This window comes from Methylobacterium sp. A54F (assembly GCF_053346035.1).
Window position 1 is genome coordinate 1 of record NZ_JBKFBF010000028.1, and the last position, 14,058, is coordinate 14,058.

Annotated in this window: 14 protein-coding genes and 1 pseudogene; 11 read left to right on the forward strand and 4 right to left on the reverse strand. The window is 71.3% G+C overall.

Translation table 11 applies throughout. From position 1 onward, the window contains the following. Together ACLBXP_RS24900 and ACLBXP_RS24905 are read left to right on the forward strand one after the other, a co-directional pair. A pseudogene (locus ACLBXP_RS24900) lies at positions 1-123 on the forward strand (porin family protein); the annotation flags it as partial. 220 nt (positions 124-343) lie between these two features. Then, positions 344-1,111 carry a DUF2076 domain-containing protein gene (locus ACLBXP_RS24905; RefSeq protein WP_447670522.1) on the forward strand — a complete coding sequence of 256 codons (768 nt, stop codon included), beginning with the start codon at positions 344-346 and terminating at the stop codon, positions 1,109-1,111. A 78-nt stretch (positions 1,112-1,189) separates the two neighbouring features. Here ACLBXP_RS24905 and ACLBXP_RS24910 read toward each other — a convergent pair whose 3' ends face one another. After that, positions 1,190-1,987: a L,D-transpeptidase gene (locus ACLBXP_RS24910; protein ID WP_447670523.1), complete on the reverse strand. Its 798-nt coding sequence runs from the start codon at positions 1,985-1,987 to the stop codon at positions 1,190-1,192. A 249-nt stretch (positions 1,988-2,236) separates the two neighbouring features. On the opposite strand from ACLBXP_RS24910, the gene ACLBXP_RS24915 reads away from it, so the two are divergent. From ACLBXP_RS24915 to moaD, 4 genes are read left to right on the forward strand one after another with little or no spacing between them, the layout of a single operon-like run. Next, positions 2,237-2,953 (forward strand): protein phosphatase CheZ, encoded by a 717-nt coding sequence (locus tag ACLBXP_RS24915; protein WP_447670525.1) that lies wholly within the window; start codon positions 2,237-2,239, stop codon positions 2,951-2,953. A 55-nt stretch (positions 2,954-3,008) separates the two neighbouring features. Next, positions 3,009-5,057, forward strand: a complete 2,049-nt coding sequence (uvrC, locus tag ACLBXP_RS24920) for an excinuclease ABC subunit UvrC (RefSeq protein ID WP_447670526.1) — start codon at positions 3,009-3,011, stop codon at positions 5,055-5,057. Between the two features lie 60 nt (positions 5,058-5,117). After that, positions 5,118-5,717 carry a CDP-diacylglycerol--glycerol-3-phosphate 3-phosphatidyltransferase gene (gene pgsA, locus ACLBXP_RS24925; RefSeq protein ID WP_447670537.1) on the forward strand — a complete coding sequence of 200 codons (600 nt, stop codon included), beginning with the start codon at positions 5,118-5,120 and terminating at the stop codon, positions 5,715-5,717. Positions 5,718-5,734: 17 nt separating this feature from the next. After that, positions 5,735-5,986 (forward strand): molybdopterin converting factor subunit 1, encoded by a 252-nt coding sequence (moaD, locus tag ACLBXP_RS24930; protein WP_447670538.1) that lies wholly within the window; start codon positions 5,735-5,737, stop codon positions 5,984-5,986. A gap of 46 nt (positions 5,987-6,032) precedes the next feature. On the opposite strand, the gene ACLBXP_RS24935 is transcribed toward moaD, so the two are convergent. Beyond that, positions 6,033-6,968, reverse strand: a complete 936-nt coding sequence (locus ACLBXP_RS24935; protein ID WP_447670527.1) for a metal ABC transporter substrate-binding protein — start codon at positions 6,966-6,968, stop codon at positions 6,033-6,035. A gap of 232 nt (positions 6,969-7,200) precedes the next feature. Here ACLBXP_RS24935 and ACLBXP_RS24940 point away from each other — a divergent pair, with 232 nt between their 5' ends. The 5 genes from ACLBXP_RS24940 to ACLBXP_RS24960 all read left to right on the forward strand — a co-directional run bounded on the left by ACLBXP_RS24940 (position 7,201) and on the right by ACLBXP_RS24960 (position 11,647). Next, positions 7,201-7,704 (forward strand): Spy/CpxP family protein refolding chaperone, encoded by a 504-nt coding sequence (locus ACLBXP_RS24940; RefSeq protein WP_447670528.1) that lies wholly within the window; start codon positions 7,201-7,203, stop codon positions 7,702-7,704. A gap of 144 nt (positions 7,705-7,848) precedes the next feature. Next, positions 7,849-9,630 carry an ABC transporter ATP-binding protein gene (locus tag ACLBXP_RS24945; RefSeq protein WP_447670529.1) on the forward strand — a complete coding sequence of 594 codons (1,782 nt, stop codon included), beginning with the start codon at positions 7,849-7,851 and terminating at the stop codon, positions 9,628-9,630. A gap of 51 nt (positions 9,631-9,681) precedes the next feature. Further along, entirely contained in the window at positions 9,682-10,734 is a 1,053-nt protein-coding gene (locus ACLBXP_RS24950; RefSeq protein ID WP_447670530.1) for an aldose epimerase family protein, read from the forward strand. 100 nt (positions 10,735-10,834) lie between these two features. Then, positions 10,835-11,161: a type II toxin-antitoxin system PrlF family antitoxin gene (locus ACLBXP_RS24955; protein WP_447670531.1), complete on the forward strand. Its 327-nt coding sequence runs from the start codon at positions 10,835-10,837 to the stop codon at positions 11,159-11,161. A 3-nt stretch (positions 11,162-11,164) separates the two neighbouring features. Beyond that, complete coding sequence (locus ACLBXP_RS24960) at positions 11,165-11,647, forward strand: type II toxin-antitoxin system YhaV family toxin (RefSeq protein WP_447670533.1); 483 nt, start codon at positions 11,165-11,167, stop codon at positions 11,645-11,647. Between the two features lie 792 nt (positions 11,648-12,439). Here the strand turns inward: ACLBXP_RS24960 and ACLBXP_RS24965 are convergent. Together ACLBXP_RS24965 and ACLBXP_RS24970 are read right to left on the reverse strand one after the other, a co-directional pair. Beyond that, on the reverse strand, positions 12,440-13,474 hold the full coding sequence (locus ACLBXP_RS24965; protein ID WP_447670534.1) for an acyltransferase family protein: 1,035 nt from the start codon (positions 13,472-13,474) through the stop codon (positions 12,440-12,442). Between the two features lie 147 nt (positions 13,475-13,621). Continuing rightward, positions 13,622-14,058, reverse strand: a 437-nt coding sequence (locus ACLBXP_RS24970) for a DNA translocase FtsK (protein ID WP_447670535.1), incomplete at its 5' end; no start/stop codon positions are given.

Consider the following 14,058-nt stretch of genomic DNA (forward strand, 5'->3'; position numbering starts at 1 on the left):
CCGAACGGCACCGTCTACACCGTGGCCAACTCGGCCGTGGTCGGCGGCACGCTGGCCCGCCGCAACGACACCGAGTTCGCCGTCGTGCGCGCCGGCCTGAACTACAAGTTCGGCTCCTACTAAGACCAGACCGGGTCGTCGCCCGGTCCCCCAGCCTGGGACTGCGGCCCTGCGTGAAGCCCGACCTGCGTGAGCAGGTCGGGCTTTTCGCTGTGCAATCAATCCCGTGACTGTCAGCGCAAAGTTTCGCTGGAGGCCCCTGACAAACCGGGGCCGCCTCCCCATCTCGTGGCCGCATGGGCGGCGCGTCGATGTCCGCCGGCATGGCAAGGAGGACGAACCCATGAACAGCGAAGAACGCGACGTCATCTCGGGCATCTTCCAGCGCCTCGAGCAGGCCGCGGGCCAGCCGCGCGACGCGGACGCCGAGCGCTTCATCGCCGACAGGATCCGCGCCCAGCCCTATGCCCCCTACGCCCTCGCACAGCTCGTCTACGTGCAGGAGGAGGCGATCAAGAGCCTCAACCAGCAACTGGAGGAGGCGCGCCGCGCCCAGGCCTCGCAGCCCCAGCAACAGGGTGGCGGCGGCTTCCTGTCGAGCATCTTCGGCAGTGGCGGACCGCGGCAGGAGCCCCCGCAGCAGCCCCAGCAGCGCCCGTCCGGCCAGCCCTGGGGCAACCCGGGCGGACCGCAGCAGGGCTATCCGCAGCAGGGCGGCTATGGCGGACCTCAGGGCTACCCGCAGCAGGGTTATCCGCAGCAGGGCGGCCCCTGGGCGGGTCAGCAGGCGGCTCCGGCGCGTGGCGGCGGCTTCCTCGCCAACGCGTTGCCGATGGCGGCCGGCGCGGCCGGCGGCATGCTGCTAGGCAGCGCCCTGTCCAACGCGTTCGCGGGCGGACACTCGCAGCTCGGCAGCGCCGCGGCTGCGGGCCTCGGCGGTGGCGGCACCACGATCGAGAACAACTACTTCGGCTCGGATGCCGGGGGTACGCAGGATTTCGGTGCGCCTCTCGGCGGCGGCTCCGACTTCCAGGACGCCAGCTTCGACAACGATTCGGGCGGCGACTTCGACGGTGATCTCGGCGGCGGGGACGACAGCGACTGGGCCTGACCGCACCGCTGAGAGGACGAGGACGGATGGAACCCGGCGTCTCCACGACGCCGGGTTTCTTCATGCCGGTGCGTGCGCTCAGAGGACCTCGACCCGCGTGCCGACCGGAGCCCGCTCGTAGAGGTCGATGACGTCCTCGTTCATCATCCGGATGCATCCCGACGAGACCGACTGGCCGATCGTGTGCGGCTCGTTGGTGCCGTGGATGCGGTAGAGCGAAGAACCGAGGTAGAGGGCGCGGGCGCCCAGGGGGTTCTCCGGGCCGCCATCCATGTGTCGCGGGAGGTCGGGACGGCGTCGGAGCATCTCGGGCGGCGGCGTCCAATCGGGCCATTCCCGCTTGGCGCTGACTGTCTTGAGACCGGACCAGGCGAAGCCCGGCCGGCCGACGCCGATGCCGTACCGGATGGCACGGCCGCCGGGTTGGACGAGGTAGAGGAAGCGCGAAGGGGTATCGATCACGATCGTCCCGGCGCGATGCGCGCCCGGATACGCGACGACCTGCCTGGCATATTGCGGATCCGGAGCGCGGGCGATGCGCTGTGCCTCCGTCGCTTGAGGCGGGACGGCCTGCGCCCGCACCGGCTCGGGCTCCCCATAGCCCGGAGGCAGCGGATCGCCGGATTGCAGGCGTGCCGGCACGGCTCCACCATATCCGTAGGCGGCGGAATGCGTCGGCAGGCCGCTGCCCGCCGCGCCCGGGTTCGGGCGCAGCGCGGCCGGGCGGGCACCCTGCCCGGTGACCAGGAACTCGATCAGGCCGCCGCCGTAGCGGCCCGCTTCCTGCGCCTGGGCCGTAGCGCCCCAGGCCGTAGCGGCGAGCGCGGCGATCAGCAGGCGCCCACGACCCCACCCCCCCATCGACTGACCGTGCATCGTTCCGATCCTCCGAAGTGCCCGACGGACGCCTCAGCGAGGCCGCTCCGGGAGGCACGATCGCGCTCGATCGGCGAGAATCGGATGAAGGAACGTGGTGAATCGTTCAGCTCTGCGGCGCCGCGCGATCCCGCATTCCGTTCAGCGTGAACGGGCCGTAAATCTAACCCGTCGCATCGACGCCGTTCAGCAAATGGCAACCAGTTCGGACCATGCTCCATCGACGACTCAGGCTGCCGATCCGAACCGATGAACCACAAGCGCTATCGCATCGAAGATGCCCTCGGGCTCGCGCCGGCCTCGGTCGAGAACGGTCCCGCGCCGGCGGATTCCGGACGCATCGAGGAGATCCTCAGCGCGATCCATGACCTGCGCCGGATCACGCAGGCGAGTGCCGGGGAGACCATCGAGGCCTGCCGTCGGGAGCTGAACGAAGCTTTCGCGATGCGCGGCGAGCTCGACCTGATGAAGGAAGCGATCACTCGCACGAAGGAGGAGATCGCGGCGCTCCACCGGTCGGAGAACAACGGCAAGGGCATGCGCCGCGCCGCCGACGAGCTCGACGCCGTGGTGGAATCGACCGAGCGCGCGACCGGAACGCTCCTCGGGGCGATCGAGGATATCGAGAGCGCGGCCAACATGCTGCGCGCCGCGCGCCTCACCAAGGGATCGCAGGAGCAGGTGGACATCGTCCTGGAGCGGGTGATCGTCGCCTACGAGGCCTGCAATTTCCAGGACCTGACCGGCCAGCGGATCAGCAAGATCGTCAACGTGATGAAGTTCGTGGAGGACCACCTCGATCGCGTCATCGCGGTCTGGAGCGGCCTGGACAGCTTCCGCGATTTCGTGGGCGACGTCGCCCCGACCGCCGATCCGGACGACGAGAGCTCGCTCCTCAACGGTCCCAAGCTTGCCGACGACATCGGTCACGTCGACCAGAACGATATCGACGCCCTGTTCGACTGAGGCGCCGCCCCTGCGGCCCCTTCCCAGCCGATTCGCCGGCGCCTACATCTCCGGGATGAGCCGCAGAGCCCCGTCAGACCTGCCCCCGGACACGTTCGACGACGGCGAGGGCCCGGAGGACGTCTCCGACGCGGCGCCGCTCGACGAGGCTCCCGAAATCGATTTCGACTTCGAGCCCGGAGCCGTCACGGCCGGGACCGAGGTGATCCGCCGGTTCTGGACGACCCTCCCGACCTCACCCGGCGTCTACCGGATGTTCGATGCCAAGGGCGACGTGCTCTACGTCGGCAAGGCCAAGAACCTGAAGGCCCGCGTCGGCTCCTACGCCCGCGGTCAAGCGCATTCGAACCGCATCAGCCGCATGATCTCGCAGACGGCGGCGATGGAGTTCGTCACCACCGCGACCGAGACCGAGGCGCTGCTCCTCGAGGCGAACCTCATCAAGCAGCTGAAGCCCCGCTTCAACGTGCTGATGCGGGACGACAAGTCCTTCCCCTACATCCTGGTGACAGGCGACTCCGAGGCGCCGCAGATCGTCAAGCACCGGGGCGCCCGGCGCCGGAAGGGCCATTACTACGGGCCCTTCGCCAGCGTCTGGGCGGTGAACCGGACCGTCAACGCCCTGCAGCGCGCCTTCCTGCTGCGCACCTGCACCGACAGCTACTACGAGAACCGCACGCGGCCCTGCCTGCTCTATCAGATCAAGCGCTGCTCCGGGCCGTGCACCGGCGAGATCGCCCTCGACGACTACCGGGGCCTCGCCGACGCCGCCAACGCCTTCCTGGCCGGCAAGTCCAACGCCGTGAAGGACCGCATGCGCGCCGAGATGGAGACGGCCTCGGAGGCGCTGGAGTTCGAGCGCGCTGCCCGCTTCCGGGATCGCATCGCGGCGCTTTCGGCGATCCAGGGCGCCCAGGGGGTGAACACGCAGGGGGTGGAGGAAGCCGATGTCTTCGCCCTGGACGAGCAGGCCGGGCAGTTCTGCATCGAGGTGTTCTTCTTCCGGAACTTCCAGAACTGGGGCAACCGCGCCTACTTCCCGAAGGCCGACCGCTCCATGAGCCCGGATGAGGTGCTCGGCTCCTTCATCGGCCAGTTCTACGACGACAAGCCCGCGCCCCGGATCGTGCTGACGAGCCACGCCGTGGAGGATGCCGAGCTCGTCGCCGCGGCGCTCTCGAGCCGGGTCGAGCACCGGGTCGAGATCCATCAGCCGCAGCGCGGCGAGCGGCGGAACCTCGTGGATTACGCCCGCCGCAACGCCAAGGAGGCCCTGGCACGCCGCCTTGCCGATACCGCCTCCCAGGGCAAGCTGCTCGCCGCCCTCGGTCAGGCCTTCGGCCTGGAGCGCGCGCCCCGCCGCATCGAGGTCTACGACAATTCCCACATCATGGGCACGAACGCGGTGGGGGGCATGATCGTCGCCGGGCCGACCGGGTTCATGAAGACGCACTACCGCACCTTCAACATCAAGTCGGAGGAGCTCGCCCCGGGCGATGATTACGGCATGATGCGCGAGGTGCTGCAGCGCCGCTTCAAGCGCCTCGTCAAGGAAGCGCCGCGCACCGCCCGGGAGGCCGCCCAGGCGGCGCTGGAGGGGGGCGCACCGGAGCCCGTGCCGGAGCCGCAGGCGGATGCCGACGCGTTCCCGGCCTGGCCCGACCTCGTCCTGATCGACGGCGGAAAGGGTCAGCTCGACGCCGCCCGCGCCGCCCTGGAGGAGGTCGGCGTCGCCGACGTGCCGCTCATCGGGATCGCCAAGGGTCGCGACCGGGATGCCGGCCGCGAGACTTTCTTCGTACCTGGGCGGCCCCCCTTCAAGCTGCCGCCGCGGGACCCGACGCTCTACTTCGTGCAGCGAATGCGCGACGAGGCCCACCGCTTCGCCATCGGCACCCACCGAGCGAAGCGCAAGCGCGAGATGGTCCGGAACCCCCTCGACGAGATCGCCGGCATCGGTCCCACCCGCAAGCGGGCGCTCCTGCATCATTTCGGAACCGTCAAGGCGATCCAGCGAGCGGCTCTCGAGGATCTCGCCAAGACGCCCGGCGTCAACGCGGCCACGGCCCGTGCCGTCTACGACTTCTTCCATGCGGGAGCTTGAGCCGTGAACGAGACCCGTGAGCGGTTGACGGCCCCGCCGGCCCATGATTTCACGCCGGCGATGAACGCCGTCCACCCCCGACGTCGGTCGCAGGCTTGGACGCTCGCGAACTGCCTGACCTACGGCCGCCTGGTCGCCGTCCCGGTCGTGGTGGGACTCCTATTCTGGCCGGACGAGATCGGGGCGCGGTTCGCGGCCCTCGCGGTGTTCGTGGCGGCGGCCATCACCGATTACCTCGACGGCTACGTGGCTCGCGCCTACGCCCAATCCTCGGCGCTCGGGCGCATGCTCGATCCCATCGCCGACAAGCTCCTCGTCGCCGCCTGCCTCCTGATGCTGGCCGCCGACCGCACCATCATGGGTATCGACCTCTGGGCCGCCATCGTGATCCTGTGCCGGGAGGTGCTGGTCTCCGGCCTGCGGGAGTACCTGGCGGAGCTGAAGGTCGGCGTTCCGGTGAGCCGGGTCGCCAAATGGAAGACCACGCTGCAGCTCGTGGCCCTCGGCTTCCTGGTCGCGGGCCCGGCCGGCGAGACGATCCTGCCCGGCACCCAGGTCTTCGGCCTCTGGCTGCTGTGGCTCGCCGCCGCCCTGACGCTCTGGACCGGCTGGGACTACATGCGGGCCGGGATCCGCCACGTCATCGATGATCCCCGCTGAGGACGCCCGACCGGATGCTGAGGCTCGTCTACTTCGCCTGGGTGCGTGAGCGCGTCGGATGTCCCGAGGAGACGGTGACGCCGCCGGCCGGGGTCGCGACGGTCGCGGACCTCGTCGCCTGGCTGCGGGGGCGGGGCGAATCCTACGCCCACGCCTTCGAGAACCCGGCCATCGTCCGCACCGCGATCGACAAGGTGCACGCCAAGCCGGATGCGTCGATCGCCGGTGCTCGGGAAATCGCCTTCTTCCCGCCGATGACCGGCGGCTGAACGGCCCCTGCCAGCCTCCGTTGCTCGCGAGGGCGCGGCCGGCTCCTCAGCCGTTCCCCAGCGCCTGCGAGAAGGCGCGCAGGTTCGTGCGCATCATGTCGAGGTAGGTCGGGGCGGAGCCCGCCGGGCCCGAGAGGGCGTCGGAATAGACCCGGCCGCCGATGCGGGCGCCGCTCTCCCGGGCGATCTGCTCCATCAGGCGCGGATCCGCGACGGTCTCGAGGAACACGGCAGGCACCTTGTCGCGCCGGATCTGCCGGATGATCCGGCCGACGTCGCGAGGGCTCGGCGCGCTGTCCGTGGAGATGCCGAGGGGCGCGATGAAGCTGAGGCCGTAGGCGTCGCTGAAGTAGCCGAAGGAATCGTGCGTGGTGATGATCCGGCGCCGCTCCGGCGGGATCGTCGCGATGGTCCGGCGGATCTCGCCGTCGAGCGTCTCCAGCGCCGCGAGGTAGGCCGCGGCGTTGCGCGCGTAGGCGTCGGCGTGCGCCGGGTCGACGGCGGCGAGGCCGGCCCGGATGTTGTCGATGTAGGTCCGGACGTTGGCGACGCTCTGCCAGGCGTGGGGGTCCGGCGCGTCGGCGTGGTCGTGCCCGGCCGGTCCGTCGTGGCTGTGGGCGTGGTCGGCCGCGATGGTGCGGACGCCGCGGGCGGCCTCGACCACGGGCGCCTTCGTGCCCGAGGCGCGCACCAGCCGTTCGATCCAGCCCTCGAAGCCGAGGCCGTTGACGATCACGATCCGGGCCTGGGCGAGGGTGCGGGAGTCGCTCGGGGCCGGATTGTAGCCGTGGGCATCCGCGTCGGGGCCGACGAGGCTCGTCACCGCGACGTGCTCGCCCCCCACCTGGCGCACCAGATCCGCCAGGATCGAGAAGCTCGCCACGGCCCGGACCGGACCCTCGGCGGCCCGGACCTGCGGGGCAGTGAAGAGGGCCGCGAAGCCGATCAGGAGTGCCGCCGTCCAGCGTGGTGTCCGGTGCATGTTCGGCCCGTGTCCTGCCTGTGTCCTGCGCGTGTCCGGCGCGCCCGCGGACGCGCCGCCGGCGTCCGAGGGACCGATCCGGGGCCTTTAATGTAATAGTGTTACAAGTGCCAGTCCCGAACATGACGAACCTGTCATGTTCGGGACAGCTCGGCGCCATGCGGGCTTGGCCATTCTGGCTCCGGCGCCGGGGCCTCCGCGTCGGCGCCGCGCGCACTTGATGGAGATTCCCATGCGCAGACGTCACATGGCCGGCCTCGCGCTCGCGGGCTTCGCCGGGCTCGGCCTGGCGAGCGCCGTCGCCGCCGGGGACGACGAGGGTCCCTTCGGCCGGCGCGGCCACGGTCGCTGGAGCAACCTCAGCCCCGAGGACCGGGCCGCCTTCGCGGATGCCCGGATCGCCGCGCTCCATGCCGGCCTCAAACTGACGCCCGACCAGGAGAAGTTGTGGCCGCCCGTCGAGGAGGCGATCCGTGGCCTCTCCCGCCAGCGCCGGGAGCAGCGGGAGGCGCGGGCCGGGCGGGCCCGCATGACCGACGATGCGCCGGCGGCGATCCGCGCCATGGCGGATGCGGCGACCGCCCGCGGCGAGGCGCTGCGCAAGCTCGCCGACGCCTCGGGGCCGCTCTACGCCAGCCTCGATGCCGACCAGAAGCGCCGGGCCCTGATGCTGTCGCGCCCGATGGGCGGCCACCACGGCCATCGCGGCTGGCATCGCGGGGGCGAAGGGCGCTAAAGCTCCGCCCGCGCCGGGCGGTCCGGCGCGGGAACGGAGCGGCATGGGCCCGAGCACCGACACGATCGCAGATCCGGCGCACGGCGCCCCTTCCCCAGAGCGGGGCGCCCCCTGCCCGGCCTGCGGCGCCCCCCGGAGCCCGGCATGCCGCGGCTGAAGCCCGGGGACACCCTGCCCCTGCTCCGCCGCCTGTGGCGGGACTGGCTCGCGCCGCACCGGGCGACCCTCGGGATCGTGCTCGTGCTGATCGCGATCGTCGGCGCGGCGACCGGGTTCTACCCGGTGCTGATCCGCGCCGCCTTCGACGCCTTCGACAACAAGGATAGCGCCGCCCTCGCCTACGGGCCCATCGTCGTGATCGCCGTGACCTCGGTGCGGGGCTTCGCCCTTTTCGGGCAGACCGTGCTGACGAACCGCGTCGTCACCCGCGTCGAGGCCGACATGCAGGCGGCCCTCTACGGGCACCTGATCGAATCCGACCTCGCCCAGCTCGGCCGCGAGAGCCCGGCCGCCTTCACCCAGCGCTTCACCACCGACTTCGCCTTCATCAAGGAGGCGCTCACCCGCATCTCGACGGTGCTCCTGCGCGACGTGGCGATGCTCGCCGGGCTCGTGGTGGCCCTCGTCTGGATGGATCCCGTGCTGACGCTCGTGGCCGCGGTGACGGTGCCGTTCGTAGCCGGGCCGATCGGGCGGATCGGCAAGAAGCTGCGGCGCGTCTCCACCACCACCCAGGAGCAGATGGGTGCCACCGCGAGCCTGATCTCGGAGAGCCTCGCGGGCGCGCGCATCGCCAAGACCTACGCCCTCGAGGGCTACCTGAAGGGCCGCGCCGCCGAGGCGCTCGACGGCGTGCGGCGCCTGAAGATGAAGGCCGCCAACGCCCGCGGCCGCCTCGATCCGCTCCTCGAGGTCGGCGGCGGCATCGCGGTGGCGGGCGTCCTGGTCCTCGTCGGGCAGCGGGTGATGTCCGGCGAGCGCACCGTGGGCGACTTCACCGGCTACGTGGCGGCCCTGCTGCTGGCCGCCCAGCCGGCCCGGGCGCTCGGCACCCTCAACGCCATCCTGCAGGAGGCGGCCGCCGCCCTCGTGCGCTACTTCGCGGTGATGGACGAGGCGCCCACCATCCGCGAGGCGCCCGGCGCGCCCGCCCTCGCGATCGCGGGCGGGGCCGGGCCCCGCGGCGCCATCCGCTTCGAGGGCGTGCGCTTCCGCTACCGGCCGGACGCGCCGGCGCTGGAGGGGATCGACCTCGCGGTGCCAGCGGGCGCCACCACGGCGCTGGTCGGGCGCTCGGGCTCCGGCAAGTCCTCCCTCCTCAACCTCGTGCCGCGCCTCTACGACGTCACCGGCGGCCGCGTGACCATCGACGGGCAGGACGTGCGGGCCGTGACCCTCGCCTCCCTGCGGCGGGCGGTGGCGGTGGTCTCGCAGGAGGTGGTGCTGTTCGACGACACCATCGCGCAGAACATCGCCTTCGGGCGCCCCGGCGCGAGCCCGGCCGAGATCGCGGCGGCCGCCGAGGCCGCGGCCGCCCACGGCTTCGTCAGCCGCCTGCCGGAGGGCTACGACTTCCGGGTTGGCCCGGCGGGCGGGCGCCTGTCGGGGGGCGAGCGCCAGCGCATCGCGCTGGCCCGCGCCTTCCTGAAGGACGCGCCGATCCTCCTCCTCGACGAGGCCACGAGCGCCCTCGATTCCGAGTCGGAGCGCCTCGTGCAGGCGGCGCTCGCCCGGCTGATGCGGGGCCGCACGACCCTCGTCATCGCCCACCGCCTCTCCACCGTGCGGGAGGCCGACCAGATCGTCGTGATGGAGGCCGGCCGGGTGGTGGAGACGGGCCGTCACGAAGACTTGATGGCCCGGGCCGGCGCCTACGCGCGCCTGCACCGCCTGCAGCTCTCCGAGGCGGCATCGCCGGCGGCCTGAGGCGCCTTACCTCGGCAGGGGAACGCGAGGCGGGAGCCGGGGGAGGCAGGGATGGTCGGGGCGGTGCAGGCGGGGCGGGCCTACGGCTGGGTCGACGGGGCCGAGGTCCGGGCCCACGCCCTGGAGAGCCGGCGGCTGCGGGTCGAGATCCTCGATTACGGTGGGGTGATCGCCCGCATCGCGGCGCCCGACCGCCGGGGCCGCTTCGCCGACGTGGCGTTGGGGCTGCCGAACCTCGCGGGCTACCGGGCCCGGAGCCCGCATTTCGGGGCGCTCACCGGGCGCTTCGCCAACCGCATCGCCGAGGGCCGCTTCAGCCTCGACGGCACGGCCTACCGGCTCCCCGTCAACGCGGCGCCCCACACCCTGCACGGCGGCCCGAACGGCTTCGACAAGCGGATCTGGCGCGTGGAGGCGGCCGAGCCGCGCCGGCTCGTCCTGCACTACCGCAGCCCCGACGGCGAGGAGGGGTTTCCGGGCAACCTCGACGTGACGGCGACCTACAGCCTTCCCGACGACGAGACCCTGCGCATCGACTACCTGGCCTGGACCGACCGGCCCACGGTCGTGAACCTGACGAACCACAGCTACTTCAACCTCGCCGGCGAGGGGACGGGCGACGTGTTCGACCACGCGGTCGCCCTCGCGGCGGACGCCTTCCTGCCCACCGACCCGACCCAGATCCCCACCGGTGAGGTCCGGTCCGTCGCCGGCACCCCCTTCGACTTCCGGGAGGCCGTGCCGCTCGGCCGCCGCATCCGCGACGGCGACCCGCAGCTCGTGCTGGCCAAGGGCTACGACCACGCCTTCGTGCTGCGCGGCACCCCCGGCACCCTGCGCCCGGCTGCCCGCTGCACGGAGCCCGCGAGCGGCCGAACCCTGGAGATCGCGACGACCCAACCCGCCGTGCAGCTCTACACCGGCAACAACCTCGACGGCACGCTCGTCGGCCCCTCGGGCCGCACCTACCGCTCGGGGGACGGCGTCTGCTTCGAGACGCAGGGGTTTCCCGACGCCCCGAACCAGCCCGCCTTCCCGTCCGCCGTGCTGCGCCCGGGCGAGCGCTACCAGCACGCGACGACCTACCGCTTCACGGCTGGCTGAGGCTGACGGGGCGTTATGACCCGTGGCGGCCATGCACCGTTGCGGGTCCTCGGTTCTTAAAGTAAGGAATAATCCTTACTCCGGTTTGGAGGAACGTGCCATGGCCGCCCTTGTCCGCGAGCGAAGCAGGATCACTGCAAAAGGCCAGACGACGGTTCCCAAGGCCGTGCGGCAGGCCCTCGGCGTGAGCTACGGCGGAGAGATCACCTACGTTGTCGACGACCGCGGCCGCGTGAGCCTCCTCGGAGCGGATGACGAGGGCGATCCCGTGATCGACGCTTTCCTGAGCTTCCTGGCGCGCGACATCACCGCCGACCCCGGCAAGCTCGCGGCCTTCCCGGCCGCCCTGGCGGAGCGCATGGCCGCGCTCACGGCCGGGATGACGGTCGACCTCGACGAGGAGATCGACGGAGCCGTGACGCTCTGATCCATGATCATCGACGGCTGGACCATCTTCGCCCATCCCCTGCTGCTCGATCAGCTCGAGAGGGCGACGACGGCCGTCGAGGTGGCCAGGGCGGCCGATCCGAAGGGGTACAGGGGCACGGCGCAGGCCAAGCTGCTCGCGATGCTGTCCTGGCTCCTGTTCGAAACGATCCCGGCCGATCCGACGCGACCCGAGTACCGCCAGGGGAAAACGCTCGGTGCGGATCGGAAACACTGGTTCCGGGCCAAGTTCGGCAACGGGCGGTTCAGGGTATTCTTCCGCTACGACAGCAAGGCGAAGGTCATCATCCTCGCCTGGGTGAACGACGGGAGCACGTTGCGGACCTACGGCGCGAAGACAGACGCTTATCACGTGTTCAAGGGCATGCTGGACAGGGGCAACCCGCCCGACGACTGGGCGGCGCTGCTCGCAGCGTCCTCGGGACGCGAGGACGTGGCGCGGCTGGAGGAGGCCAGACCCAGCTAGGTCCGGGCCTGCGCCGGCGCCCCGGATTGCCGCGAGGGGGCGGCTCCGCAGGCGCTCCATCGTTCGAGCGTCGCGGACGAGGCGTCGCCCGCCCCACCCTGCTCGGCGAGCGAGACTTCGGCCGGTGCCTCCCATCGGTGCAAGCGCTCGTCGTCGGCTTGGCCTGATTCGACCCGGCGCACCGGAGACCGTGTTCGACGCCGCTGATCGACGGTCGTGCCCGACTGGACCGTGGTTCCCCCGCACGACCTCATCCTGAGGCGGCCGCGCAGCGGCCCTCGAAGGAGCCCTCCAGGGATCGCGAGCGAGCAGGAGCGCTCCTTCGAGGCTTCGCTTCGCTACGCACCTCAGGATGAGGTCGCGGGTGGGAGGCAGCCAGCACAGGGCCTCTCCCATCCATCCACCTCATCCTGAGGCGCCCTCGCCAGGGGGCCTCGAAGGAGCCCTCCAGAGATCGCGCGGGTTCTGGAGCTCTCCTTCGAGGCTCCGCTTCGCTGCGCACCTCAGGATGAGGTCGCGGGTGGGAGGCAGCCAGCACAGGGCGGATCCCATCCACCCACCTCATCCTGAGGTGCCCCTGCAAGGGGCCTCGAAGGAGCCCTCCAGGGATCGCGCGCGAGCTGGCACCCTCCTTCGAGGCTCGGCTACACCTACGTCTACCGGAAGCGGCGCGGACGCTGGACGCGAATCCATGCCAGGAAGGATTGGTCGATGCACTGAACGGCAGCCGCGGAGTCCGAGCGTCCTCAAAAACCGCAGCGCCCGGACAGTCCGTGAGCCCCTGCCGGCGGGTCACGCCGCCCGGATGCCGCCCTCGGGTGGCTTCGCGCGTGAGCGCCGCTGCAGCCGGTCCCGCCAGCGCGCGTTGATCGCCGTGCGCATCGGCACTTCCACCGCGTAGTAGCTGGCAATCCCGACGCACAGGGCGGCCAGGAGCGCGAGGCCGAGCGGCGCGGCGTCCGTGTGGGACAGCTTGTAGAACGGCTGCTGCCACAGGTAGAGCGAGAACGACCAGAGGCCGACCTGGCGCAGCGCCCGGGGCTCCAGGAACGCCTTGAATCCCGCGACGGCGAAGTCGATCGTCGCGATCGACAGGGCGAGCAGCAGCGTGCCCAGGCTGAACTGCACGAAGATCTGATCCACGCCGAGCTTCACGGCGATGCCGAGGACGAGGCAGGCCGGGGAGATCCAGCCCTGCTGCAGCACGGGCAGGCGGCGGGCCGCGAGGTAGAAGCCCCCGGCGATGAACAGGGGCGCGATCTGCACGTCCGTGCGCCACGCGACCTTCGGGAACCACGGCTCCACCAGGGTCGCGCGGACGATGCCGTTCGCCATGGCCGCGAGGCCGAGGGCGAGCAGCACGATCGTCGCCCCGCGGGGCTCGCGCACCACCACGGTCGCGATGAAGGCGAGCAGCAGGTAGCTGTGCTCCTCGACGCAGAGCGACCAGAGGTGATCCAGGAGGCCGATCACGTGGCCGTAGATCATCCCGTAATTCGCCGTGAAGGTGAGGGCCGAGGCCGCGGCCACGACGCCGTGCCCCAGGGGGCTCCCGTAGAACAGGACCGTCGTCGCGACGACGAACACGAACAGGGCCGGATACACGCGCGAGAAGCGGCGTACGAGGAACGTCCGCAGCGGCACCTGCCGGACGAACAGGATCTCGGCCATCAGCCGCCCGGAGAGGACGAAGAACAGGTCGACGCCGAGCGTGCTCAGCCCGGGCCGGATCGCGTCGGACAGGAAGTGGCCGACGAGGACGAGGAGGATGGCGACGCCCCGCCATCCGTCGAGAAACGCGAGCCGCTGCCCTTCGTCCTGCTTCATCGCACCATCCCGCACCGGCTCGGCCGGCGACCCGCGCGGGGGCCGGTCGCGGGGTTCGACCCGCGCGGCTCAGATCTGCACGCGCGGACGCGCCGGACCGCCTCCTCCTTTGGGTGTAAGTGGATGCCCGCAGCCCCGGGTCGGCCCTCAGGCCCCTTCCGTCTCCACCAGAATCTCGCGCTTGCCGGCGTGGTTGGCCGGGCCGACGAAGCCCTCGGTCTCCATGCGCTCCATGATGGAGGCCGCGCGGTTGTAGCCGATCTGCAGGCGGCGCTGGATGTAGGAGGTCGAGGCCTTCTTGTCCCGCAGCACCACCTGCACCGCCTGCTCGTAGAGGTCGCCCCCGGTCTCGCCGAAGCTGCCGGCGTCGAAGACGGCGCCGTCCACCTCGATCTCGTCGCCCCGGCCGGACTTGTCGGCCTTGGCGCCGCCCTCCTCGTCGTCGGCCGTGACGGCATCGAGGTAGGCGGGGCGGCCCTGGCGCTTGAGGTGGGCGACGACGCTCTCGACCTCGCTGTCGGAGCAGAACGGCCCGTGCACGCGGGTGGTGCGCCCGCCGCCGGCCATGAACAGCATGTCGCCCT